Origin of the sequence: Paenarthrobacter sp. NPDC058040, from assembly GCF_042885775.1 — a bacterium.
Classification (GTDB): Bacteria; Actinomycetota; Actinomycetes; order Actinomycetales; family Micrococcaceae; genus Arthrobacter.
The window spans coordinates 168,134-192,765 of record NZ_JBHVRN010000002.1 but is presented as its reverse complement, the minus strand read 5'-3'; the positions used below and the strand labels follow the sequence as shown (position 1 = coordinate 192,765).

Genomic DNA, 24,632 nt, shown 5'->3' with positions numbered 1-24,632 from the left:
GGTCCCTGCGGTGTGGCCGCCGGCGTTCCCCGCGGCGGCCACACGCACCCACTTTCAGACAAGAGATCAAAGGCGAAATCCCTTGACAAAGCTCACAGATACGCGCTTCACCGCCCAGTTGCCGGCACCGCGAAGCCGTCCACGCCAGAAGAAGAACCTGGTCCAACGCATTGGCAAGGGTGGCTTCATTGCCTCCCTGCCGTTCCTCGCACCGGCACTGGCTGCCTACGTCGTCTTTGTCATCGCACCGATGATCAGCGCCGTCCGTCTCAGCCTCTACCAATGGTCCGGCTACAACACAGACCCCCAGGTATTCGTCGGCTTCAAGAACTACGTACGGCTCTTCACCCAGGACCCGGTGTTTTGGACGTCGGTGCAGAACACCGTCATCTGGGTGATCCTGTCCATCATCATCCCTACCTCGCTGGGCCTGGTCATGGCCTTGGCGTTGAACCAGCCCCTGGTTGGCAGGAACCTCTTCCGTTCCGTCTTCTACATTCCCGGCGTCCTGGCACCCATCGCGGTGGCGAACATGTGGCGCTGGATGTACAACCCCAACTACGGTGTCTTCAGCGAAATTTCCAAGACCCTTCACATCGGGGACGGCTCCGGGGTGACGTTCCTGAGCGACCCAAGGGTTGCCATCTACGCCGTCTTCGCAGCCTTCGTCTGGCAGATTGCCGGCCTCAACATGGTGCTCTTCCTGGCAGGACTGCAGGGTGTGTCCAAGGAACTGGTGGAGTCCGCACGTTTGGACGGCGCCAACAACTGGCAGGTCTTCAGGAACGTGACCCTCCCGGCCCTTCGGCCAACGGTGGTGATCGTCATGGTCCTCACGATCGTCCACTCCATCAAGGTCTTCGACCTGATCGTTGGCATGACCGGCGGCGGCCCGGCACAGTCCTCGCAAGTGCTTGCCCTCTGGTCCTACACCCAGTCCTTCCTCAACCACGACTTCGGCCTCGGCAACGCGGTGGCAACAGTGCTGCTGATAGTCACCCTCATCCTCGTGGTTCCTTACCTGATCTGGTCCACCAAAGGAGCTGACGACCACCGATGAGCACCGCGACACTGACCCGAAGCCGCGCCAACAGCGGCACCAAGTTGCCCAAGCACCCCCGCGACTATGTCCGGATCGGTCTCTGGATCGCCCTGGCGATCGTCATGGTCATCTGGGCCATGCCCATGGTCTTCGTCTTCCTGACCTCCATCAAGAGCGAAGCCGATATCTTCTCCACGTCCTCGTTCGCCATCCCCGGAGCCCCGGAATGGGAGAACTACGCCGAGGCCCTGGCAACCGGCAATCTGCTCACCGCTGGCGGCAACAGCCTGCTCATCGCCTTGGTGAAAGTACCCGTTGGCCTGTTCATCGCCGCCGCGGCCGCTTTCGCACTTTCACGGATCCGGTTCAAGTACGACACCCTGATCCTCGGCGCCTTCGCCCTGGGCTCCATGGTCCCCATCCAGGTGGCACTTGGCCCACTGTTCAAGACCATCCTGGACATGGGTTTGCTGAACAACCCCGTGGGAGTCATCCTGCCGTACATCGGTTTCGGCCTGCCCATGCAGGTGTTCATCCTGCACGGCTTCTTCAGCCAGGTACCCAAGGAAATCGATGAAAGCGTCCGGGTCGACGGCGGCGGCAACATCCGGCTTTTCCTGCAGTTCATCCTGCCGCTGTCCAAGCCGGCCCTGGCCGCACTGTTCATCCTGGACTTCGTGGCCACGTGGAACGAATACGCGATCGCCTTGGTGATCCTGCAGAACAAGGCTTCGCAGACCGTGCCGCTGGCCATCCAGTCGTTCCAATCGCAGTTCACCAGTTCCTACGGGCCGCTGAACGCCTTCACCATCATGTCCATCCTTCCCGTCCTGATCATCTACTTGCTCTTCCAGCGCTACTTCGTCCAAGGCATGTTCAGCGGCGCCGTCAAGGGCTGACGGCCCGCACCTGAACCACCCGGAATCCTGAAAGGAACCATGTCTACCTTCACCCCAGACACTCCGCTTTTCGACGTGATGCGCGACGCCTCCGCGCACCGGATCATCTCCGCGGAAATTCCCGAACTTGCGGGCAACCCGATCCTGCACACCCTGTACCACTACCCGCTGGGGCTCATTCTGGGCACCGAAGAGCGCCTCCGGGACGATGCAGTGCGCCGTGCCGACATCCTGGCAAGGATCACCGCGATCGACCCGTCGCAGACGCCCGCCCTGCCGTCGTCGAACGTGTCCCTCCCGCAGCCGGACTATGAAGCGGACAGCACCACGGAGGGCAGCGCGAAGGTCAGCTTCGCCGCGACGGCCGCGAAATGGTCGCCGTTCGAAGTGGAGCTCAAGGGGCCCGAACACGGCAACCCGTTCACCGACGTCGAACTTTGTGCGGACTTCACCAGCGGCGGCACCAAGCTCACCGTTCCCGGTTTCTACGACGGCAACGGCACCTACCGGATCCGCCTGCTGGTCCCGGAAGCCGGGCACTGGACCTTCACGACGCGCAGCAACGCCCGTTCGCTCAACGGCATCGGTGGAACGTTCGACGCCGGTCAGGCCGCTTCGCGCGGTCTGGTGCGGGTCGCCGATCAATTCCACTTCGCCTACGACGACGGCACCCCCTACCTGCCGATCGGCACCACCTCTTACGTGTGGACCCACCAGGGCGACGCCCTGGAGCAGGAGACGCTGGAAACCCTGGCCAAGGGCCCGTTCAACAAGATGCGCATGTGCGTGTTCCCGAAGTCGTACCTGTTCAACGAGAACGAACCGGAGATCTACCCCTACGAGGGATCGGTTGCCGCCGGCTTCGACTACCTGCGTCCCAACCCCGTTTTCTGGGCGCATCTGGAGCGCCGCATCGACCAGTTGGAGGAACTGGGCATCGAAGCGGACCTGATCCTTTTCCACGCCTACGACCGTTGGGGTTTCTCCACCATGAGCCCGGACCAGGACGATCTTTTTGTGAAGTACGCTGTTGCGCGGCTGGCCTCCAAGCGAAACATCTGGTGGTCCCTGGCCAACGAATACGACCTCATGTTCGAGAAGTCCACCGAGGATTGGGAACGCTTCGCGGACATCGTGACTGCCAATGATCCCAACGCGCACCTGCTCTCCATCCACAACTGCCGCGAGTTCTACGACCACAGCCGGCCGTGGGTGACGCACTGCAGCATCCAGCGCCGGGACATCTACAAGACCGCTGAAATGACTACCGAATGGCGCGAGGAGTACGGCAAGCCGATCGTCATTGACGAATGCGCTTACGAGGGCAACATCGACCAAGGCTGGGGCAACATCACCGGCGAAGAAATGACGCGCCGCTTCTGGGAAGGCGCCATGCGCGGCGGGTACGTAGGGCACGGCGAAACCTACATGGACCCCGAGGACGTGCTCTGGTGGGCCAAGGGAGGATCCTTCAAGGGAAGCAGCCCCGAGCGCATCGGCTTCCTCCGCCGCATCCAGGAAGAAGCACCGGGCGGACGGTTCGAACCGCTCCCGGGACACTGGGACGTGGTCAGTGCGGGGTTGGAGAACCAGCACGAGCTCATCTACTTCGGCTTCTTCCAGCCCACCTACCGCCGGTTCGTGAAGCCCCAGGACATCACGTTTGAAATCGACGTGATCGATACCTGGAACATGACCGTGGAAACACTCCCGGGCACGTTCTCCGGGCGGTTCCGGGTTGACCTCCCGGGCCGGCAATTCATCGCGTTGCGGTTGCGGGCTGTGGAGGGATAGCGGTTCATGGGCATGTATGCGTTTGGCCCGTGGACGGTGGATCTCCGTGGCGATGAGCTTGCGGATATCCGGCACAGGGGGTTGCCCGTGCTGCGGGGGCTCCGGGCGGTAGTGCGGAACCGCAACTGGCTCACGTTGACCCCTTCGGTGGTGTCTTGCCGAGTTGAGGAAACCGGCGAGTCGCTGCGTTTGGCGCTGGACGTTGAATGGGCGGGCTACACCGACCGGTACGCGGGACGGGTGTCCGTGGTGTTGGACGGCCTCAGCGTTTCCGTCGTCTTCGAGGGGACCGCGGTTGCTGAGTTCGCTTCGAACCGGATCGGCCTGGTGGTCCTGCACCGGCCCGACGACGCCGGGCGGGCCGTGACGGTGACGTCTCCCGCGGGGGTCCTTAGGGAGTCGGCCTTCCCCGAGCACATCAGCGCCCATCAGCCGTTCCTGGATATCGCTGCGCTTTCGTGGGAACGGGACGGTGTTGCGTACCAACTGGACTTCGGGGGCGACGTGTTCGAAACCGAGGACCAGCGGAATTGGACGGACGCGTCGTTCAAGACCTACAGCACACCCTTGTCGCGGCCCTTCCCTGTGATGCATCGGGAAGGGGACACGGTCAGTCAGAGCATCCGGTTGAGCGCCCGGCAGGTGGTGCGGGTGGGGTCGGAGACCGTGGGCGTGGTTCCGGAGCTGGGGATCTCTGCGGGTGGGTCCTTGCTCGCGGAGCTCGCCTCGGACCCGCTGACTGGCCCGGATCTATCGCTTGGGCTTGGGTCCTTGCTCGCGGAGCTCGCCTCGGACCCATCGCCGGGGAGTGGCTGTGTCTCTGTGGAAGCTGCTGTGGAGGTGGCTTCGCGGCTGGGTCTTCCGCTTGATGCCCGGATTGCTGCCGTTTCTCCCGCCGATGCCGTCGCCGTCCTGCGGTCGCTGCCGCTGGACCGCGTCGTCCGGCTTGGTGTGTACAGCGCGTCCAGCCACTTGACGGACCAGGCTTTGTGGGATGCGGTTGCGGTTGAGGCCAAGGAATTGGATTACGACGGCGAACTGCTCGCCGGGGCGCGCAGCCACTTCACTGAGCTGAACCGCAACCCGGGCAGCGCTCTTCCGGAGGCCGATGCGGTGACCTACTCCATCACGCCGCAAATGCATGCGGTGGAACGTGAGGCGGTGGTGGAAACCTTGGCCATCCAGTCGCTGACCGCGCGGGAGGCAGGCCGCATTGCCGGTGGCCGGCCGCTGCACGTTGGGCCCGTGACCCTGGCTCCCCGGTTCAATGCCGTTGCCACGGAGACCCCTCTCGCTGATGAACTGCCAGCGCATGATCCCCTGCAGGAGACACCTTTCGCTGCCGCGTGGCTGTTGGGAAGTGTTTCGGCTTTGACCGTTCCTGGCGTGGCCTCCGTGAGTTACGGCGTCGGGCTTGGGAGTCCGGCAGGGGAATTGTTGCTTCAACTCGCATCACTGCGCGGGCGGGATGTGCTCACCGCCGATGCTGGGGCTGGGTCTTTGGTCGCATACCCAGTGCAGATGGCCGATGGGGTAGTGGTACTGCTCGGCAACCTGACTGGCTTCGCGTCCCTGGCGCGGGTTGTTGGTCCCTCGGGGGATCACTGGGACGTGGAACTTGCGCCCTGGCAGACAACTGCCCTGAGGAACTTTGGAAAGGAATCATGATGACTGCACGACTCGAAGGAAAAACCGCCCTTGTCACGGGGGCCGCGTCCGGTATTGGCCGGGCGGTGGCCACCCGCTTCGTGGCCGAAGGGGCCACGGTCTACTTCGCTGACCTCAACTACGAGGCCGCCGTTGTCGCGGCCAAGGAAACCGGATCGGAGGCCGCCCGGCCGCTGCTCATGGATGTCTCGGACGAAGCCAGCGTCGAGGCCGCCTACGCCACGGTGACGGGCGAGGGGCCGTTGAACGTGGTGGTGGCGAACGCCGGGGTCCAGCTGTTCGGGCAGGACGCGCGCGTCGGAGAGCTGGACCTGGAGGTGTGGGAAAAGACCGTCAGGATCAACCAGCGCGGCGCTTTCCTGACCCTCAAGCACGCCGTTCGCTCGCTACCCAACGGCGGCTCGATTATTTGCACCGGCAGCCCCACCGCCGTGGTGGCCTGCGGAGGCACGTTCACCGCCTACACCAGCTCCAAGGCGGGCGTCCATGGCCTGGCCAGGGTGGTGGCGGCCGACTACGCAGCCGAGGGAATCAGGGTCAACACAGTGGTCCCCGGCTACACCGAAACGCCCTTGGTGCAGACCATTGCCGAGAACCCCGAACAGCGGGCCGGGCTGGTGGATGCCACCATGCTCCGACGCCCCGGCCGTGCCGAGGACGTGGAAGGCATCATGGTCTTCCTCGCCAGCGACGATTCCGCCTACGCCACCGGCGGGCTGTTTACGGTCGACGGCGGCCTCACCGCCTTGTAGGGGTCAGGCCGCCGTCGCGGTTCAAAGGTGTGCGCGGTTAGCGCAATTCGATCTCCAACTCCTGGAAGTCGTCTGCCGAGTGGCGACCCACCAACAGGGTGAACGTGCCCGGCTCAAACTGCCAGCCGCCGTCGTAATGGCCGAAAGCCCTGGCGGGAATCCGCACCTCAACGCTGTCCGTTCCGGACGGGGCGAGGTGCGTTCCTGTGTAACCGGCCAGCCAGCGCACTGGGCGTTCCACCGCCGAGTCGGTGCGGGCGAGGTACACCTGGACCACTTCGCGTCCCGTGCGCGTCCCGGTGTTCTTGACCGGCACATGCACCACCACGTCCTTGCCCGCGGGGACGCACTGCGGAGCGTGGGCTTTGCCGAGCTCAATGGTGGTGTAGCCCAGCCCGAAACCGAACGGCAGGGCCGGCGCTGCCCCGCCCGCAGCTTCCTGCTTGAGCCAGGCGCGGTAGCCAACGTGGATGCCCTCGCTGTAGACCACCTTGCCGTCCACGGGGGTGGTGTTGAGGACCGGGACATCTTCCAAGGCTGCCGGCCACGTGGTGGGCAGGCGGCCGCCCGGCTCCTCGTTGCCCAGGAGGATGTCCGCAATGGCGTGCCCGAATTCCTGCCCGCCAAACCAGCCCAACAGAACGGCACTGACGTCGTCGAGCCATGGCATGAGCACCGGGGAGCCGGAGTTCACCACAACCACGGTCCGCGGGTTGGCTGCGGCGACGGCGGCAACGAGCTGGTTCTGGTGGCCCGGGAGGTCAAGGTTCTTACGGTCGAAGCCCTCGGATTCGATCGCCGCGTTGGTGCCAACTACCACCACGGCTACGTCCGCGTCCTTGGCGGCCTCAACAGCAGCGTCAATCTCGGCCTGGGGATCCTCCACCACCGTTTCTTCGCCCAGGAGGATGGCCGTGAAGGGGATCACCTGCTCCTTCGGAAGCTGGTATTCCGCCTCGATCCGGACCACCTGGCCGGCAGTGGTTTCGATGGCGTGGACGGTCTTGGGGGGATCGAAGAGGGCCGCGCCGAGGACATCGGTATCGTCTTCGAGCTCGGCGTTGAAGACTTCCTGGCCGTTCAAAGCGAAGCTGATTTGGCCAACAGTGCCGACGCCGAGGTGGTGGATTCCGGCGGCGTCCGGAGTCCAATCCGTCTCCATCCGGATGGTTGCCGCGCCTTCCGGGATGCCGATGCCAAACCAGATCAGGTGCGAGGCCAGGCGGTCCTCGCCCGAGATTTCCGAGCCATTCCCAGCCATGAACGAGACGCGGATGCCCGGAACGTTGGACACCGGGTTACGCAGGGATGTCCGGCCGAACGCCTGGATGCCCTCGGCGACCTTCGCGCCACGCGCGTAGGTGACCTTGACGCCGTCGGGCAGTGCTTTCCGAAGTCCCTCCAGCGGCGAGATGGTGTATTTCGGCATGACCGTGGCGCTGCCGCCGCCCTGCGTACGTGCCTCGTCGGCGTTGTGGCCGATCACGGCGACGCTGGCCAGCTTGGTGGCGTCCAGCGGAAGGACGCCGTTGTTGCGGACCAGCACCGCGCCGCGCGTAGCGACTTCACGCGCGACGGCGGCACCGCTCAGCTCGGCGGGAGGCGCGGTGACGGCAGGCTCGAAACCTTCCAGGGAGCCGACGCGGGCTGCGAGTCGAAGGATGCGGGTGACCTTCTCAAGGATGGCTTCGCGGCTGACCCGGCCCTCCTCGACGGCGGCCACGAGCTTGGGTCCCCAGTGGCCTACCGGACCGGGCATTTCGAGGTCCTGGTGGGCCTTCGCCGCGTCAATCGACCGAACGCCGGTCCAGTCCGAAACCACCACGCCGTCGAAGCCCCATTCGGTTGAGAGCGGTGTCTCCAGGAGTTTGTTCTCGCTGGCCGTGGTGCCATTGATGGAGTTGTAGGAACTCATCACCAGCCATGACCGGGCCTCTGTGATGGCGTCCTCGAAAGCGGCGAGGTACAACTCGCGCAGGGGGCGTTCATCAACCACGGAGTCGGCGGTGAACCGGTCGGTTTCTGCCTCGTTGGCCAAGTAGTGCTTGGGGGTTGCGCCCACGCCCATGGACTGGACGCCGGCAACGTAGCCGGACGCCATGGTTGCCGTGAGCCGGGGGTCCTCGCTCATGCACTCGAAGTGGCGTCCGCCAAGGGGTGAGCGGTGCAGGTTGATGGTGGGACCCAGGACGGCATGGACACCCTTGCGGCGGGCTTCCTGCCCGAGGACCTGGCCGTAGCGGCGGGCCGTTTCAACGCTCCAGGTCGCCGAGAGTGCGGAGGACGAGGGGAGGGAGACGGAGTCGTGGCGCTCGTCGAAGTCTTCGCCGCGGACACCCGCAGGGCCGTCGGACATGACGATCCGGGACAGGCCGATCTCCGGAATGGCGTGCGTGGACCAGACGTCTGCGCCGGTCAGCAGCTGGACTTGCTGCTCCAAGGACAGGCTTTGTGCCAGTTCACGGATGCGGGCGTCAGCGTCCGGTGTCCCGGTTGCGGTGACTGCCTTCGCGAGGGTGGGGTTCATTTACTTGACTCCTTTGATACGGGTGACGAGGAGGGCTCCGATGATGCCGATGGCAGCGCCACCGAGGAACAATGCCGGATAGCCTCCCAAGGCGATGACCGGGAACGCGACGGCTGGTACAAGGGATTGGGGGAGTGCTTGGGCGATGTTGAAAACGCCGAACGTCTTGGCGTTCTCTGTCTGGCTTCCGGGCAGGAGGTCCGCGATGAGGGCAACGTCTACCGCACCGAAGCAGCCAAGGCCCAGCCCGGCGATGGCCTGGCCCACCAGGACCTGGTCCGTTGTGGTGCTCGTGGCAATGACAATGAGGCCCACCATCATGACAACTGCGGACACGATCACCATGCCCTTGCGCTTGCCGATGCGGTCGCTGATCCAACCGCCCGCGAGGCTCGTGACCACCGTGCCCACAGAGCTGACGAGCGTCGCCTGGAAGACGAGGCTCGTGATCTGGGTTTCCGCGACGTGCAGGTGGTCGGCGAAGAAGTACGGCAAGTACAGCAGGCCGGCGCAGTAGCCGATGTACACCATGAACTTGGTCAGCCAGGCCCAGCCGAGCCCGGGGAATGCCTTGGGGTTGAAATAGAACGAGCCCAGGATTTCCTTGACGTTCAGCGGGGCGGGCTTTTCCGTCAGGACACGGTCCTTGAACGTGAAGGCGAACGCGATCGCAACCGCGGTTCCGACGATGCCCGGGACCACAGCCATTTGCAGCGCGTTATCGAACATCTGGGCGAAGAAGGCTGCCGCCACCAGGCCCACGGGGAGCGTCATCCCGATCAGGCCGGAGAGGCGGCCGCGTTCTTCCGGTGCGGCCTGGTCAGGGAGAGTCGCAACCAGTGCGGCCAATGCGGCGTTGAAGCCCAACTGAGCAACAACCCAGGCCACGAGGACCGTAAGGACGTCGGCGGCCGAACCCAACAGGAACACGGCGGCCAGGCCCACCAGCGAACCGCCAACGATCCACGGTTTCCGCATACCGAACCGGGAAGTAGTCCTATCGCTCAACCTGCCGAACAGCGGATTCGCCAGCAAAGCTACGATCGCGCCGACTCCGGCAACCAGGCTCAGCGCACCTGCGCGGGTATCGGGGGTGGTGATCTCGGAAACCTTGATGGCAAGCACCACGAGTGCGGGAGCGAGGACGGCCATCCAGAGGCCTGCGCTCGCGATCGGCATGCCGATGACATAGGCGCGGGGAGCCGGCGTCGATGCTGTTTGGCCTGGCTGTTGCGCGGTAAGTGGTACGTCTTGGGAAATCTTGAGGGCCACATTGCCTCCTGATGAACGGTGACCCACCGTTGGGTCTCGACTTCCGACTTTAGACCCAAAAGCCAAGTCTGACTAGGTTTTTGAGAAAATAAAGCAAGTCTTACTCGGTTTTGCTGAGGTGAAATACACTGAACCAATGTCTACTTCGAGGTCGCGTGGCCAGTACGCCAAGGGCGCGGAACGACGCGAGCAGATCATCCAGACGGCCACGGACGTTTTCGCCACGGAAGGCTTTGAGGGGACAGCACTCAAACGGGTTGCCGAGCTCGTGGGAGTCAGGGAAGCCACCCTGTTCCACTACTTCAAGGGCAAGCAGGAACTCCTCACGGCCGTCCTCACGGAACGGGACCGGCGCGCCTTGACCGCCAGCGAGCACGAAGAGGTGGGATTGCGCCACATGGCCCCCATCGCCGAGCGAAACCGCAGCGAACCCGGGCTGACCACCCTCTACGCCGTCGCATCCGCAACCGCCAGCAATACAGGCCACGATTCCCACGCCTATTTCCAACAGCGGTACGAAACGGTGGTTCGCGAGATCGGCGAGGACATCGCCCGGCGACAGGCAACAGGCGAGGTGAGGACCGACGTCGAACCCGTCATGTTGGCGCGGCTCGTAGTGGCCGCCTTTGACGGACTGCAGCTTCAGTGGCTCTACGACAAGGACGTGGACATGGCCGAGGGGCTGCGGAAGCTCATCGACGTGCTGCTCGCTCCCGCCCACCCATCTAAGTAGCAAAAGTGCGCGTTTTGACCTGTCAAAACGCGCACAATTGCGACTTAGTTGGGCTCGTTGCCTTGGGTGACCCTAGCGGCCGGTGCCGCCGTAGACGGTGGCTTCCGCTTCGCCGTCGAGCTCGAAGGCGTTGTGGATGGCGATGACAGCGGCGTCCAGCTTGTCAGCGCTGGTGACCACGGAGATACGGATTTCCGAGGTGGAGATCATGTCGATGTTGATGCCGGCGTCGGAAAGGGCCTTGAAGAAGGTTGCCGAAACGCCCGGGTGCGAACGCATGCCCGCACCGATCAGGGAGAGCTTGCCAACATTTTCGTTGTACTCGATGCTCTCGAAACCGATCTGGCCCTCGGCAGCGCGCAGGGCGGCAAGGGCGTCGGCGCCTTCGACGATCGGCAGGGTGAAGGAGATGTCCGTCCGGCCCGTGCCGTGGGTGGAAACGTTCTGGACGATCATGTCGATGTTCGAGTGGGCGTCGGCAATGACCTGGAAGATCGCGGCGGCCTTGCCGGGGATGTCCGGAACGCCGACTACGGTGACCTTGGCTTCGGACCGGTCGTGCGCAACGCCGGAGATGATTGGCTGCTCCAAGGCAACTCCCTCTTGAATGTTGAACTTTTCGTCGGCGCCCGGGATGACCCAGGTGCCTTCGTTGTGGCTGAATGAGGAACGGACGTGCAGCGGCACACCAAAGCGGCGTGCGTATTCGACGCAACGCAGGTGCAGGATCTTGGCACCGGAAGCGGCAAGCTCCAGCATTTCCTCGCTGGAGATACGGTCGATCTTCTGTGCCGAGGACACAACGCGGGGGTCGGCAGTGTAGACGCCGTCCACGTCCGTGTAAATCTCGCAAACGTCGGCTTCGAGGGCTGCCGCCAAGGCAACAGCGGTGGTGTCCGAACCGCCGCGGCCCAGGGTGGTGATTTCCCTGGTGCTTCGGCTCATGCCCTGGAAGCCGGCCACGATCGCGATGTGGCCCTTGTCCAGTGCGGTACGGATGCGGTGGGGATCGACGTCGATGATCCTCGCCTTGCCGTGGATGCCGTCGGTGATCATGCCGGCCTGGGAGCCCGTGAAGGACTGTGCCGAGGCGCCGAACTTGTTAATGGCCATGGCAAGGAGGGCCATGGAAATTCGCTCGCCAGCGGACAACAGCATGTCCATTTCGCGGGCGGGAGCGGAATCAGTGACCTGCGCCGCGAGGTCAAGGAGTTCGTCGGTGGTGTCGCCCATGGCGGAAACAACAACCACAACCTCGTTGCCGGCTTTCTGCGCATCCACGACGCGCTGGGCCACACGCTTGATGCCATCGGCATCGGAAACCGAGGAACCGCCGAACTTCTGAACGATCAGCTGCTTGGTAATGGCAGCCCCGTCAGGGAGCTCTTCGATTTTCACTTCGGTAGTGGGCATAGTCATGCGCGCACCCTCACTGCATCAATAGGGTTCGGACGCGGCACGCACCAAATTCGGGCACGCCCGCGTAGCTTATTTGGCCAGTTTATCGCCGCGGACTGCCGCCACAGGAATTGTGACCAAATGGCGGCTACCTTGGCCGTTCCGGCACGCCAATGCCCGGCGTACCATCCAATTTATGACGCTAGCGAGCACCCGTGGGCAAGGTTCCTGAGGAACCGGCGGCCCGTTCCGGGCAGGACTCCGCGCGGGCCAGTGATTCCGATTATGAGGTAATCGGTGGCAATGGCGTGATCGATGACCGCCTCGCCTACAGGGACGAGGTTGCCGACGAGGAACCCCACGCCCCACCACCCCGTCCGCTTGAAGTGACGCTGGACGCTGCCTGGACGGCTTGGCGTGAGGCTCTCACCACGTTCGGCTCCCTGTGGTTCTGGCTGGCTTGCGCCCTTGGCGTCCTGCTCTCATGGGGACTGGCCACCGGCCTCGTCGCCTTTGGAGAAGCCAACGGTTGGTTCTCGACGCCGGTTGCCGGAGCCGACTACTTGCTCATGGGCGCCTGGTTGGCGATCGCAGCCGCTGTCCTGGGGGCCGTTTGGGGGTTCCGGCGTGCGCCTTCGAGCTTCCTTGTCTCCCTGTTTGCTGGTCTCCTGCGGGGAGCCGCCTTCGCCGTGCCGTCCGGCGTCGTCCTCGCTGTGGTGGGTGCAAGCAGTGGTGGGCCGATCGGGATGGCTGGCGCCGCCGTCGTTATCGCCTTAATCGAAGTGGCGCTCTTTGGCCTGATCGGGGCGGGCCTGCGGGCGTGCTTCTCGCATGGCGTGCCGGGAGCGATCCTGCTGGGGTTGGTGCTGGTTTTCCTGGGGTTCGGGAACATCGTTGCGACCATCATGCTGTTGCCGTCCACCATGTCCGTGGAGCAGGCATCGGTTCCGGTGAACGTGGAACGCGACGATTCCGGCCGGATCACCGCGTACGAGTGCGTCGGGCAACTCCACCAAGTAGAGGTTGCGCACACCGACCGGGTCGCCTGGATCGCCGCGAGCAACCCTGCCATGGTGTTCGGCAGCGTGGCGGCGGAAACCATGTCCCAGGACAACGAGCTCGCTTGGGTGCTGTTCGGTCTGCAATGGGCGGCCGACGGTCCACAACGGGATGTGCCGTGCCTCGGCGGTGAATCCAGCGACGGTCTGCCGCCGAGCATGCCTGTGGCGTTGACGGGCCTGGCCTTGCAGTCTGCGGTGGCTGCGCTGGTGTACGTGCCGGGGCGGATTGCCCGGTCCCGGCGCCCGTTGGGAGACCCGACTTAGGCCAGAGCGTTGCGTCGGCCCTCGAAAGCGCGGCCGAGCGTCACTTCATCGGCGTATTCGAGGTCCCCGCCCACCGGCAGGCCCGAAGCCAGGCGCGTCACCGCAATCCCGATCGTCTTCAGCATGCGCGCCAGGTAGGTGGCCGTGGCTTCGCCCTCAAGGTTGGGGTCGGTGGCGATGATGATCTCCTGGATGGCGCCATCGTTGAGGCGGGTCAGGAGTTCGCGGATCCTTAGCTGCTCAGGGCCCACACCTGCGATCGGATTAATGGCGCCGCCCAGCACGTGGTACCGGCCGCGGAAAGTGCGGGTGCGCTCGACGGCCAGGACATCCTTGGATTCCTCCACCACGCAAATCACCGAAGGGTCGCGGCGCGGATCACGGCAGATGTTGCAGGTCTCCTGCTCGGTCACGTTGAAGCAGACAGAGCAGAACTTCACTCGTTCCTTGACCGTGGTGATGGCAGCAACCAGCCGCTTCATGTCCTCGGGGTCGGCCTCGAGGATGTGGAACGCCAGGCGCTGCGCCGATTTGGGGCCCACGCCGGGAAGCCGGCCGAGCTCGTCAATCAGCTCTTGAACTGCACCTTCGTACACAATTTCCTCGTTCGTTTAGTGACATTGATGGGCAGGGGTGCCCGGCTGGCGCTTCCCGTCAGCGGGTGTGGAGGGGCGAGCCGTCCAGGGCCCGTTCCTCGATCAGCTTTCCGCCCAGAATACGCTCCACGGCGGCGCGCCCAAACACCCGCGATTCCTCGATGGTTTCGTCTTCCGGACTCGGAATGTCATCGGGTGCAGGCTCTTGCTGTGCCTGCGTGCGGACAGGCGCCTGTACCCGGCCCATTTGGGCTTCCGGGCTGTTGGTCAGGCGCTGGTACAGGCTTTGCTTGGCCGGTGAAACGCCCGACGGCGCACCCTCCTCCAGCGTCGCAACGGAGCCCCGCGCTTGCTCTGGCTCTGCAGACGCCGCCAGTGACGGCCAGGCTGCGGGCGCTTGGGCCTGCGCAGTTCCGGTTCCGGGCCAGCTCGACGCCGGAGCGACGTCCCAGCCCGACGGTCCGGCTTGTTCGCCATTGCTTGGGCGGCCGTACTCCGAGGTTTCGGGTACCTGGGCGGCTGCCGGTTCGTAGTCCGCGACCGTGGCCGCTGCTGTCTCTTCGGCGGGCTTGCTGGCCTTGGTGCCCACGTTCGATTCCGTGCCGACCACCCACGTGCCAGGGGCGTGCTCGACGGCCCGGGACCAAGGGTCCTCGGGGGTGTGCGCCTGGGGCGCGGCACCCTGTGGCACGGCTCCTTGGGCGGCGTCGGGGCTGGGCTGTGCAGCTGGGGCGGCCGTTGGTGCCGGTGTTGCTGGCGCCGATGCCGTTGGCGCCGGTCCAGTTGGCGGGGCGCTGAAGCGTGGGGAGGGTTCCCAGTCTGCTGGGGGCTCTTCATCCAGCGGTGGGGCGTCCTCGTCGAGCGGGGGACCCCAATCGTCGTCGGGGTAGGAATAATCGCCGGCGGACTGTGGGGCTGGTGCTGGTGCTGGTGCTTCGGGCTGGGCCGGAGCTTCGCCCGGCATGGCAGCGCCTGGTGCCTGCGGGGCAGGGGTGGGCGAAGCCTCGCTGTTTGCGTTAAGCGACGGCCACGTGGGGCGCGGCGCTCCCGCGGTGGCTGGGTTCCCGGCCGGCACGGTGGAGGCTTCTACACTGACGGGTGCCGTGGCTTCCGTGCGGTGCGCAGCGTCGGTGGGGTTTGTGGTTCCGGCATGCGTAGATCCTGCGGGCGCGAGTCCCCAAGCTGAGTCCACGGCCGACACGGCACTGGGCGGTGCTGGTGTTGGTGCTGGTGCTGGTGCCGGTGTCGGAGCAGGCGACGCCGGGATTTCCCGGCTAGTAGGCGCTTTTGGGTTTGGCTCAGAGCTCGCTGAGCTGTTGCCGCCAGCGACTGCCACGATCTGGCAATCGATACCGATGGTTTTGTGGATCGCCTGGCGAAGATTCTCCGAATGGTCAGCGCGGCCGAACGCGCCAGCCAGGCCACCCGTGGTGAAGGCCAAGGTGAGGACCTGGCCGTCGAACTGTGCAACCTGGGCATTCGGTTCCACGAGGGCCCAGGTACTGCGCTTGATCTTGGTGAGGGTTTGCAGCACCTCAGGCCAGGCCCGGCGCAGGGCCTCGACATCGCCGGCGCCGGCCGGGGCAGTGGCTTGGGCCGCCGGGGCCACAGCTTGGGCCGCCGGGGCCGCAGCTTGGGCCGCCGGGGCAGTGGCTGGCGATGCTGCTGGGCTCGGCGTTACCGCGGGAGCCTGCGATGGGGCCGTAGTGGCCGTGCGATCCTCGACCGGCCAGTCGTTGGTGGATACCCGAGGGGCCGTCAACGGCGAACGGGTTTCTGCGGCAGGGTCTTGCGCTGGGGCCGACGCCGCTGGAGCGGCCGGGGCAGCGGCGGCTTGGTGCGGCGTGGCCCGGGGACCAGCGGCAGCAGGCGCTGCCGCCTGCGGTTCGGGCGCAGCGTGGGGTGCCGGTGCTTGGGCGCCTGAAGCAGCCCCCGCCGAAGGTGCCGTGACGGCGCTTGCCGGGATCCCGGCGTCGCCCGCGTAGTTCAGGCGGCGTTCCACGCGGTCGATGCGCGCGGCGATTCCCCGTTCTGTCTGCTCGGAGCTGGGCAGCAGGATGCGGGCGCAGAGCAGTTCCAGGTGAAGGCGCGGGGAGGTGGCGCCTGTCATCTCGGTGAGCGCGGTGTTGGTGACATCGGCGGCGCGGGAGAGCTCGGCGGCACCCAGGTTGGTGGCCTGGTTGCGCATCCGGGCGATCTGGTCCTCGGGCATCCCGCGGAGGATCGCCTGGGCGCTTTCCGGCATGGCCTGGACGATGATGAGATCGCGGAAACGCTCCAGCAGGTCCTCGACGAAGCGCCGGGGATCGTGCCCTGTTTGGATCACGCGGTCCACGGCGCGGAATACGGTGGCGGCGTCGGCAGCTGCCACGGCATCAACGACGTCGTCCAGCAGCGAAGCATGGGTGTAGCCGAGCAGTGCCACGGCGAGCTCGTAGTCCAGTCCGTTGGGGCCGGCGCCGGCCATGAGCTGATCCAGGACGGACAAGGAGTCACGCACAGAACCGCCGCCGGCGCGGATCACCAGCGACAACACCCCGGGAGCTACAGGCACGTTTTCCTGGTTGCAGAGCAGTTCCAGGTACTTCATGAGCGGTTCGGGCGGCACCAATCGGAATGGGTAATGGTGCGTGCGGGAACGGATGGTCCCGATCACCTTGTCCGGCTCGGTGGTGGCGAAGATGAATTTGATGTGTTCCGGCGGCTCTTCGACGATCTTGAGCAGTGCGTTGAAGCCGGCGGACGTGACCATGTGGGCTTCGTCGATGATGAAGATCTTGTAGCGGTCCCGTACCGGGGCGAAAGTAGCGCGCTCGCGGAGGTCCCGGGCGTCGTCCACGCCACCGTGGCTGGCGGCGTCGATCTCGATGACGTCCAGGGAACCCGAACCGCCACGTGCCAGCTCAACGCAACTCGGGCACGTGCCGCAGGGGGTATCCGTGGGGCCCTCGGCGCAGTTCAGGCAGCGCGCAAGGATTCGCGCGGAGGTGGTCTTGCCGCAACCGCGGGGGCCGGAGAACAGGTAGGCGTGGTTTACGCGGTTCTTGCGCAGCGCCGTCATCAACGGCTCCGTGACATGTTCCTGCCCGATAACGTCCGCGAAAGAGTCCGGGCGGTAGCGTCGGTACAGGGCAGTTGTAACAGTCACAGGGGAAACCTACCTATAGGGACTGACATTTAAATAAGAGACCCCTCATGCACCCGCCAGAGCCCATCTACCCTTGCTACCTTCCGGTCCTGGGGGAGTTCAACAGGATGACGCCACATGAGGGGCCGTCGACAAGCTTACCCGAACTTACTTCGGGGTCCGAATCGGCTGGTGGGGGGTGTGGAAAACGTCCGACGGCGGGTGGCCGGGGCCGCTGCACCGGCTAGTTCCGGACGTCCCGGGCAACAAACCTCCAACCGGCGAGGGCCAGCAAGCCCGCCGTCCAGACAACAGTTGCGGCGGCCGCCGCAGGAAGGCTGAGTGCTGCGTCCGGGTACGAACCGGTGACCAGGCCCGGGTCGAAAAGCTGGAGGCCGGCGATGGTCGGCAGATAGGCAAGAGCCGGCCCCAGCAAGAGCAACAGCAGCGAGAGCTGCGACACGACAATATGGACAAACAAGGGAATCAGCGACTGTTTGAGCAGTATTGCCAGCGAGAATCCTATGAGGGCAGTGGCGTCCCAACAGAGAACCGCTCCCAGCCAACGCAGGACCAGATCGGCGGGATTGCCGTGCGTCATCACTGACAGATCGCCAATGGCCGCTTGGGAAAGCAAGCTCAAGAGCGGGATGGTCAGGAGGCCAAAGGCGCTAACCGAAAGCAGGAGAGCCCCGCACTTTGCCCCGTACAGCCGTCCCCGGAAGGGGACCGCCAGCACGCTGGAACGGACCTGGCCGGACACGAATTCGCTGCTAGCGGCCGTTACGCCAATGACGATGATCCCGATCAGCCCCAACGCCACCCAGTCGAAACCGACGGTTGCCGGGCTCGCCCCCGGAGCAAGTTCCGGGTCGTTGCTCCTCAGCGAATCCCCGACGGGACCCGCTTGGGACCAACCCATAAGAACGACGACGACGAAGGTCACCAGGGCGGTGATCCAGACCGGCCGCAGCGTGATGAGTTTGGTGAGTTCCGACTGCAGCAGCCGGGGCCGGCCCCGGGCGATGTGGGGAGCGTTCACAAGGCACCCCCGGAACCCGGGCGGCCGGTCAACCCGAAATACGCTGTCTCAAGGTCCGGGTATCCGGCGACGAGGTCCGCCACCGTCCCCGATCGCACAATACGGCCTTGCGCAATGACCGCCACGTGGTCGGCTACGTGCTCAACCTCGTTGATCAGGTGGCTCGACACCAGGACGGTTTTCCCTGCCTCGGCGAGGCTGCGCAGGAGGATCCGGATCCACCGGATACCGTCCGGGTCCAGGCCGTTCGTGGGTTCGTCGAGCACCACGATCCGGGGATCCCCGAGGAGGGCTGCTGCAATGCCAAGCCTTTGACCCATGCCCAGGGAGTACTTGCCGACGCGCTTCCCGGCCGCCTCCTTCAGGCCCACCATCTCCAGGACCTCGTCGATGCGTGAGAGAGCAATTCCATTGGACTGCGCCATCCACGTCAGGTGGGCGCGGGCCGTCCGCCCCTTGTGTGCGCCGGACCCATCAAACTGGACGCCAATGGTCCACAGGGGTGATTCGAACTCCCGATAGGGCCTTCCTTCGATCAACGCCGAGCCGCTGTCCTGACGGTCCAGACCCAAAAGGAGGCGGAACGTCGTCGACTTGCCGGCACCATTGGGCCCGAGGAAAGCGGTCACCTTCCCCGGTTCTGCCACAAGGCTGACGTCCTCTATACCGTTCGACTTCCCGTAGCGTTTGCACAGGTTCTTGATTTCAATCACTTGGCTCTCCTCTTGCGGGCTTGGATCTTAGCTTCGGACCGGGTGGCGGCTGAACAGGATGCAGGCCATCGTCATGGCAACAATGACCCAGGCAAGAAGGACCAAGCCGCCTCCCAGCGCTCCCAAGGCATCGGGAGGCTGCGGCGCATGCTGGTAGAGCTGGGCGCCGGCTTGGTCCGGGAGGAACCGGGCCGCACGGGTGATGGGAAGCAGGAAGGTTGAGACAACCAGGACCAAAGCCAGGACGCTGCCCATGGCCGCCAGCCCGCTGCGGAGGGCCACGGAAAGGGCGTACGTTAACAAGGCAATCAGCGTCCAGTAGAGGACCACGCCCCAGAGGATTCCGGCAGAAGACGCCGGATCGGGCGCTATCCGGTTGTTGTCGGCGCCACAGTCGATCACCGTGCAGCGGATCCCTGCGGCACCGAAGACGCTGGGGATTGCGGTCAGCAGTGCGCCGGTAAAGACGAGCAGCGCTTTCGCGGCAAAGACCGACGCGCGCTGTGGAACTGCCACCAAGGTGCTCCGAAGTGATCCGGAACCGGCTTCCTGGTGGACCACCCAGGCGCCCAGGAGGATCACACCGATCTGGCCGAAATGAAGGATGGACAGGAAGGCGATGCCGGCCTCCAAGCCGCCGGCATCCTTGGGCCGTCCGCCCTGGAGTGCCGATGCCACCAGCGACGTCAGGATCCAGGACAGGCCCACCGTCAGTACCACGCTTCCTGCCGCGGCGTAGAGGAACAGGGGCAGCGTCAGGAGCTTGGTGGTCTCCGCTCGAAACGCCCGAGCGGTGGCCACGGCCCACAGCCGGCGGGGACCAGTCATGCCTGGGATCCCTGGGTGATGGCAGCATGGTCCGGGCCGTTGGCTATGAACTGGTTGGCGGCGAGTTCCCTGTACAGCGTCGAATCCCGGAGCAACTCCGGATGCGTCCCGCGGGCCACTACGCGGCCTTGGTCCAGCACCAGGATCAGATCCGAGCCCTGCACGGTTGCCAAACGATGGGCAACGACCACCAGCGTGCAGCCCTCGGAACGTTCAGCGATGATCTCTTGGACCTTCTCCTCGCTGACCCCATCGAGGTTGGAAGTTGATTCGTCCAGGATCAGCATCGCCGGACTTCCCAACAACGCCCGGGCTACGGCAATCCTCTGGCGCTCGCCTCCGGAGAGCAGCACCGCGCCCTCGCCGATCTCCGCGTCCAGGCCGAGTTCCGACCTGCTGAGGATCGACCCCAGATTCAGCTGCTCCAGGAGGGTCACCATGTCCTCATCACTCGCATCGGGATTCCCCAGGGCCAGGTTGTCGCGAATAGTTCCCGCAAGCGCAGGCGCGTCCTGTTCGACGTAGGCAATTCTCGAACGGACTGCCCTCCTGGTGGTGGCTTCGACATCGGCACCGCCGAACAGGATACGACCCTCCGAGGCGTCGTAGAACCGTGCGATCAGGTTCAGGATGGTGCTCTTTCCTGCTCCCGACGGGCCCACGATGGCAACCCGCTGCCCGGGCTCGATGCGGAAAGAAACACTGCTGAGGGTCTGCCGCCGGTTCGGCGGGGGCACTTCCGCGGAATCGTGGGGGTAGCCGAAACCAACGCCGTCGAACACCAGTCCCGCATCGCCAATCGTGTGCGAACCGCTGCGGCGTGGGCCGTCTTCCTCGACGGGGAGGGACAGGACCTCGTTGATCCGGGCGACTCCACCCAGTGCTTCGCCAACGGCGCTCACGGTTCCGAAGAGCTGGCCGAGCGGCACGATCAGCAGGAACAGGAAGAGGATGAAGGATACGAGGTCCGCAACGGTCAGATCTCCGGACGCCACCCTCAAGCCGCCCACCCCGATAACCGCCAGGAAGGTTGCCTGCATGGAGATGGAGGAGATCGGCGAAACCAACGCGGTTGTCGCCGCAACCTTGAGCCCGACCTTCCACACGGCATTGGCATCGTCCTGGACCCGCCCGACCTCCCGGGCGCTTGCGTTCGCAGCCCGGACAGTTCGGGTGGCCCGGATGGCCCTGTCCATGGAGGCAGCCAGCGTGCCCAGGGCGTTCTGCACGCCAAGGCTTGCCCGTTCGACGTGCGAGGTGACCCACACAACGGCCACGACGGCGGCAACCGCAGCCCCAGCCGCGATGAGGAGGAGGATCGGGTCCAGGAGGAACATGGAGACGAGCGCGCCGATGGCAGTAAAGACACCCGCGAACGATTCGATGAAGCCTTGGCTCAGCATGTTGCGGACCACTGTGGTGTCGGTGGTGACGCGTGCAACCAGGTCACCGGCACGGCGTTGGTCCAGAGTGGAGACCGGGAGGTGGAGGATGTGGTGGATCAAGCCGTACCGGGATCTCCGGATGGCGGTCTCTGCGGCGCGCTGGATCAAATACTGGTTGAGGCCGCCCAAGACGCCACCCAGTACGATCAGCCCGCCCACAAGCCACGGCAGGAGTTCCAACGGTTGGGATTTGGTGACGCGGTCGATGACATCGCGTACCAACAGCGGCTGGGCCAGGGAGAGCCCGGACCCCACGAGGCTCAGGACCACGATCAGCACCAGAAGGCGCCGTTGAACAGCCACGTGACGGAACAGTTCGGCCAACCCGGCGCGACGCGAGGGCACGGTCTGGTTTCCCGACGGCATTACGCGGCTGCCGGCTGGCCGACGGACAGTACCGGGATGTAACTGCGGATGACCAGTGGTTCATCCACAGGCTCGCCATCCACTTCAATCCAGGCGTGGGCCGTAAACGGCTCCAGTCGATAGCCCGTTTTCCATCCGGGGGAATGCCCTTCCGCGCGGCACAACAAAAACGCGGCGATGGAGCGTTGCAGGCAGCCTTCGCCCGCGCACCGTGAACTTACGGCGCACACAGCTGCCCGGATGCGCCGCGCCTGGCCATACTCAGTGGCACGTTTGGGGTGCGCAATGGTCCGGAAGATGGCTTGGAGCAGCGCCGGGGGCAGCAAAGTCATGGGCCACGCAAGGGCAACGATGACCTTCGTACGAATCAGGGACAGGCCTTGGGACCGGACCGCGGGCTGGGGAGCGATGGGCAGGCTCATGGGCGGACCCGCCGGACGATTCCGTTCCGGTGCAGTTCGTCGAGCAGTGCATGGACGTCCGCGCGGACGCGTGCGGCATCCACGCCGTAGGCCTGTTCAATATCTTTGATGACATCGCCCACCGGAATCTTCTGCCGGACCCCTTCCATGACATTTCCAGCGGTGGCGTTCCCGCGCCAATACATACCGCCGCGCGCGTCGAAAACTGTCAGGCCGTCGTCGTCGAGGTTGAACGTCAGCTGTGGCGCGAGTTCAAAAGCGTCCGCATCGATGATTTTTCCCGCTGATTTCCTCATCGGAGTCTCCTTATCCATCTCTCCACGCTGGCCAGGTGTTCCAGCTCAAAAAGTTCGTCCGTCCCGATCACCGGCATGCTGAGCGCTGTCCGAACCGCTGTAGGGTCGACGTGCCCCATGTCCACGAGGTAACTGTCGTCGAAGAGCTTTGACAGCTCGCGACGCCTGGCCTTGAATTCGCTGAAGAGATCTGAGCTGTACTCGCCTTTGTCTTCCCGCGTGAAGATCCATCGGGGAACCACGCCCTCAGTGGCTCGTGCAAGGAGGGGCTTGTTTTCCTTGGCACCCAGGAGCGTGTCGGCGGGCAGGCTGAGGACCAGGCGGACCACCTCGTCGTCGAGGAAAGGCGCTTCCCACGAAACGCCCAGGTGTCCGTACGCATGATTCACCTGACGGGCAATCTCGCCCTGGAACATCAACGACTCGGTCATTTGGTGCCGGAACCGGTCAGCGTGGTGGGGGCGGGCTCCTTGTTGGAGCCCCTCCCGCACTTTGTAGGCGACCACTTCCTTGGTCTCCCGGGTGGCGAACCGCGAGAGGCCAAAGCCCGGCGCCCACGAAAAGGCTTCGCCAGGTCCAGCGACGGAATTGCAGGGATGGTCGGCCTTTCGCAGCATCTCGGTTCCAAAGTCCACCTTTGAGCCCACTGCCCGTCCCAAGGCAAGGGCCGGCCAGCGCTGCATTTTCCCGAGCCGGCGGAGAACGCGGATGCCGGTTCTCCACGACGACGAGGAGAGGAGCCCCAAGGCCATGGCCGGGAGGGGATCGAACAGTTCGTCGCCGCCGATACCCGTGAGGTGTGTCCGGACGCCGCGTCCTGCTGCGTCGATGAGCAGCGATCCGAGGTGCCGCGAGTTGCCCGCCCAAGCGAGGGGGCCGTCGTCGAGCACCGCAATGTTCTTGTCCGGTTCACCGAATGCGGCCGAGGTAGCCGTGAGGGAGTCCAGTTCGATGAGCCGGCCCCGCAACCCGCCGGCTGCCCGTCTCGCGTACTCGGAATCGCGGTTCTGCGGGTCGTCCGTGCCGGCGTGGTAGTAGTAGCTCTTCTCCTGGAGGCGGTCCAGGAGGAATGCCAGGCTTGTGCAATCCATGCCGCCGGAGACATCGGCACTCACCGGTCCGCGTGAGGCCACACTCTCCTCAAGTGAACGCCTGAGCGTTGCCGCGAGGGCGTCCGCGGCCTCGGGCAGTCCGGACAGAGGCGCAGGCAGAGGGGCGGCGTGCCTAACGATCCGTGCGCGGCCCTCGGAGAAGGTCAACGCAGAGCCCGGGGGGACAACATTAATGCCTTCCCAATACGGCAGGTGACGTAGAAAGCCGGGCAGGTTGGTGCACAGGGCCAGCCGGATGCGGTTTTCGTCGAGCGGTTTCCGGGCCAAATGGCGCAGGGCACCTTGGGAGGTAGAGGCGACAGGGGTTCCTTTGATGTCCGTCCAGTAGATGGTCCTGGACGTGGAAAGCGTGCCGTACGCGAAAGGGGCGTAGCGCGGCAACGGCTTACCGGAGGGGGCATCGCGACTCGAGGTTCCGGCCGCCAGCTTCGGATCGAGGACAGTGACATTGTCAGCCTCAGGTGGCAACGTCACGCCGCCGGTCGCCCCGGAACCGGAATTGCTGAGGGGGAGGAAGAATTCATGCATTGAATCGGTGCCACCTGCGGAATCGTTGGAGCTGGGAGTAGGGGATGCGGCGGGGACCTCCCCGGTGAGCAGGAGGTCCCCGCTTGAACGGCCTGATGCGGATTAGCCGATGGTGACCTTTATGAATGCACGACCACCGAAGATGTCGCGCCAACGTCCGAACCAATAGCCGTTGGTGACCTTGCGGAATGAACCGACCGGGGCAATGCGCGGTGCGGAATAGGTGTTTCCTGTCATCGTCCTCCTCCTCTCCACGGACTTCAGGGCCGGTGGATTCGCCGGCCGCGGGGCGGGTATTTTCGGAATGCGTCAGGGGAAACGAATGGTGTATCCCCCTGGCCGGAATTTCCTGCCGGTATTAGCAGCAGCAGTGGAGCTTGAAGAGTGAGCGGCCACCAAAGAGGTCGCGGTAGCGGCCGCACCAGAGGCCGTTGGTGACTTTCCGGAATGACCCTGCGCGTGCAATGCGGGGAGCCGAATATGTGTTTTCCATCGTCATCCATCCTTTCGAGGAAGAGATTCATCGGACGGAGTGTCCGATGTGAATTGAGTATCGTCATTCCCCGATATTGCGACAAATCCGCGGAGGCCGGTTCTTTGAGGAATACGTGGTTCATTGTTCGCCATGTGCCATACTGGCCGTGCGGAGGCCCTGCCTGGTTTCCGTCCGCGGCCTTGGAAGCTAGCTTCTTAAGTCGATTTCTGCCAACGAAACTTCCCGCCGGTTTCACACGCTTGAAAGAAGAG

The 24,632-nt window shown here is 64.7% G+C and carries 21 protein-coding genes and 1 other RNA gene; 7 read left to right on the top strand and 15 right to left on the bottom strand.

Annotation, left to right across the window (positions count from 1 at the left end):
- The first annotated feature begins 82 nt into the window (after positions 1-82).
- Genes ACFVSJ_RS03720 through ACFVSJ_RS03700 form a run of 5 tightly spaced genes read left to right on the top strand, consistent with a single transcriptional unit; the run spans position 83 to position 6,155 of the window.
- A complete protein-coding gene (locus ACFVSJ_RS03720; RefSeq protein ID WP_387434553.1) occupies positions 83-1,060 on the top strand; it encodes a carbohydrate ABC transporter permease in 978 nt (325 codons plus the stop codon).
- The gene (locus tag ACFVSJ_RS03715; RefSeq protein ID WP_387434552.1) at positions 1,057-1,941 is read left to right on the top strand and encodes a carbohydrate ABC transporter permease; all 885 of its coding nucleotides are present in this window, start codon (positions 1,057-1,059) and stop codon (positions 1,939-1,941) included. Before ACFVSJ_RS03720 ends, ACFVSJ_RS03715 begins: the two co-directional genes overlap by 4 nt.
- Before the next feature lie 39 nt (positions 1,942-1,980).
- Positions 1,981-3,735 (top strand): DUF5605 domain-containing protein, encoded by a 1,755-nt coding sequence (locus tag ACFVSJ_RS03710; protein WP_387434551.1) that lies wholly within the window; start codon positions 1,981-1,983, stop codon positions 3,733-3,735.
- A 6-nt stretch (positions 3,736-3,741) separates the two neighbouring features.
- Positions 3,742-5,403, top strand: coding sequence for a hypothetical protein (locus ACFVSJ_RS03705; protein ID WP_387434549.1), 1,662 nt, complete (start codon positions 3,742-3,744; stop codon positions 5,401-5,403).
- A complete protein-coding gene (locus ACFVSJ_RS03700) occupies positions 5,403-6,155 on the top strand; it encodes an SDR family NAD(P)-dependent oxidoreductase (protein WP_387434548.1) in 753 nt (250 codons plus the stop codon). The genes ACFVSJ_RS03705 and ACFVSJ_RS03700 overlap by 1 nt, the downstream gene beginning before the upstream one ends.
- 37 nt (positions 6,156-6,192) lie before the next feature.
- On the opposite strand, the gene ACFVSJ_RS03695 is transcribed toward ACFVSJ_RS03700, so the two are convergent.
- Positions 6,193-8,682 (bottom strand): beta-glucosidase, encoded by a 2,490-nt coding sequence (locus ACFVSJ_RS03695; protein ID WP_387434546.1) that lies wholly within the window; start codon positions 8,680-8,682, stop codon positions 6,193-6,195.
- Positions 8,683-9,954 (bottom strand): MFS transporter, encoded by a 1,272-nt coding sequence (locus ACFVSJ_RS03690; protein ID WP_387434545.1) that lies wholly within the window; start codon positions 9,952-9,954, stop codon positions 8,683-8,685.
- A gap of 136 nt (positions 9,955-10,090) precedes the next feature.
- On the opposite strand from ACFVSJ_RS03690, the gene ACFVSJ_RS03685 reads away from it, so the two are divergent.
- Positions 10,091-10,687, top strand: a complete 597-nt coding sequence (locus tag ACFVSJ_RS03685) for a TetR/AcrR family transcriptional regulator (RefSeq protein ID WP_387434543.1) — start codon at positions 10,091-10,093, stop codon at positions 10,685-10,687.
- Positions 10,688-10,759: 72 nt separating this feature from the next.
- Here the strand turns inward: ACFVSJ_RS03685 and ACFVSJ_RS03680 are convergent, their stop codons facing one another.
- On the bottom strand, positions 10,760-12,106 hold the full coding sequence (locus ACFVSJ_RS03680; protein WP_387434542.1) for an aspartate kinase: 1,347 nt from the start codon (positions 12,104-12,106) through the stop codon (positions 10,760-10,762).
- 194 nt (positions 12,107-12,300) lie between these two features.
- On the opposite strand from ACFVSJ_RS03680, the gene ACFVSJ_RS03675 reads away from it, so the two are divergent.
- Positions 12,301-13,410, top strand: a complete 1,110-nt coding sequence (locus ACFVSJ_RS03675) for a hypothetical protein (protein ID WP_387434540.1) — start codon at positions 12,301-12,303, stop codon at positions 13,408-13,410.
- Here the strand turns inward: ACFVSJ_RS03675 and recR are convergent.
- From recR to ACFVSJ_RS03615, 12 genes are all read right to left on the bottom strand, one after another.
- On the bottom strand, positions 13,407-14,006 hold the full coding sequence (gene recR / locus ACFVSJ_RS03670; protein WP_387434538.1) for a recombination mediator RecR: 600 nt from the start codon (positions 14,004-14,006) through the stop codon (positions 13,407-13,409). The two genes, ACFVSJ_RS03675 and recR, sit on opposite strands and share 4 nt — an antisense overlap.
- A gap of 58 nt (positions 14,007-14,064) precedes the next feature.
- Positions 14,065-17,154 carry a DNA polymerase III subunit gamma and tau gene (locus ACFVSJ_RS03665; RefSeq protein WP_387434535.1) on the bottom strand — a complete coding sequence of 1,030 codons (3,090 nt, stop codon included), beginning with the start codon at positions 17,152-17,154 and terminating at the stop codon, positions 14,065-14,067.
- Between the two features lie 33 nt (positions 17,155-17,187).
- An RNA gene (gene ffs, locus ACFVSJ_RS03660) (signal recognition particle sRNA small type) lies at positions 17,188-17,284 on the bottom strand.
- A 93-nt stretch (positions 17,285-17,377) separates the two neighbouring features.
- Positions 17,378-18,175, bottom strand: a complete 798-nt coding sequence (locus ACFVSJ_RS03655) for a hypothetical protein (RefSeq protein WP_387434533.1) — start codon at positions 18,173-18,175, stop codon at positions 17,378-17,380.
- Complete coding sequence (locus tag ACFVSJ_RS03650) at positions 18,172-18,888, bottom strand: ABC transporter ATP-binding protein (protein WP_387434530.1); 717 nt, start codon at positions 18,886-18,888, stop codon at positions 18,172-18,174. Before ACFVSJ_RS03650 ends, ACFVSJ_RS03655 begins: the two co-directional genes overlap by 4 nt.
- A gap of 27 nt (positions 18,889-18,915) precedes the next feature.
- On the bottom strand, positions 18,916-19,716 hold the full coding sequence (locus tag ACFVSJ_RS03645; protein WP_387434527.1) for a hypothetical protein: 801 nt from the start codon (positions 19,714-19,716) through the stop codon (positions 18,916-18,918).
- Complete coding sequence (locus ACFVSJ_RS03640) at positions 19,713-21,506, bottom strand: ABC transporter ATP-binding protein (protein WP_387434525.1); 1,794 nt, start codon at positions 21,504-21,506, stop codon at positions 19,713-19,715. Before ACFVSJ_RS03640 ends, ACFVSJ_RS03645 begins: the two co-directional genes overlap by 4 nt.
- 20 nt (positions 21,507-21,526) lie before the next feature.
- Positions 21,527-21,949, bottom strand: coding sequence for a lasso peptide biosynthesis B2 protein (locus ACFVSJ_RS03635; RefSeq protein ID WP_387434522.1), 423 nt, complete (start codon positions 21,947-21,949; stop codon positions 21,527-21,529).
- On the bottom strand, positions 21,946-22,245 hold the full coding sequence (locus ACFVSJ_RS03630; protein WP_387434519.1) for a PqqD family protein: 300 nt from the start codon (positions 22,243-22,245) through the stop codon (positions 21,946-21,948). The genes ACFVSJ_RS03635 and ACFVSJ_RS03630 overlap by 4 nt, the downstream gene beginning before the upstream one ends.
- Positions 22,242-23,885 carry an asparagine synthase-related protein gene (locus ACFVSJ_RS03625; protein WP_387434517.1) on the bottom strand — a complete coding sequence of 548 codons (1,644 nt, stop codon included), beginning with the start codon at positions 23,883-23,885 and terminating at the stop codon, positions 22,242-22,244. Before ACFVSJ_RS03625 ends, ACFVSJ_RS03630 begins: the two co-directional genes overlap by 4 nt.
- A gap of 102 nt (positions 23,886-23,987) precedes the next feature.
- The gene (locus ACFVSJ_RS03620) at positions 23,988-24,122 is read right to left on the bottom strand and encodes a keywimysin-related RiPP (protein ID WP_387434514.1); all 135 of its coding nucleotides are present in this window, start codon (positions 24,120-24,122) and stop codon (positions 23,988-23,990) included.
- Positions 24,123-24,243: 121 nt separating this feature from the next.
- A complete protein-coding gene (locus ACFVSJ_RS03615) occupies positions 24,244-24,384 on the bottom strand; it encodes a keywimysin-related RiPP (RefSeq protein WP_387434512.1) in 141 nt (46 codons plus the stop codon).
- Positions 24,385-24,632 lie beyond the last annotated feature (248 nt).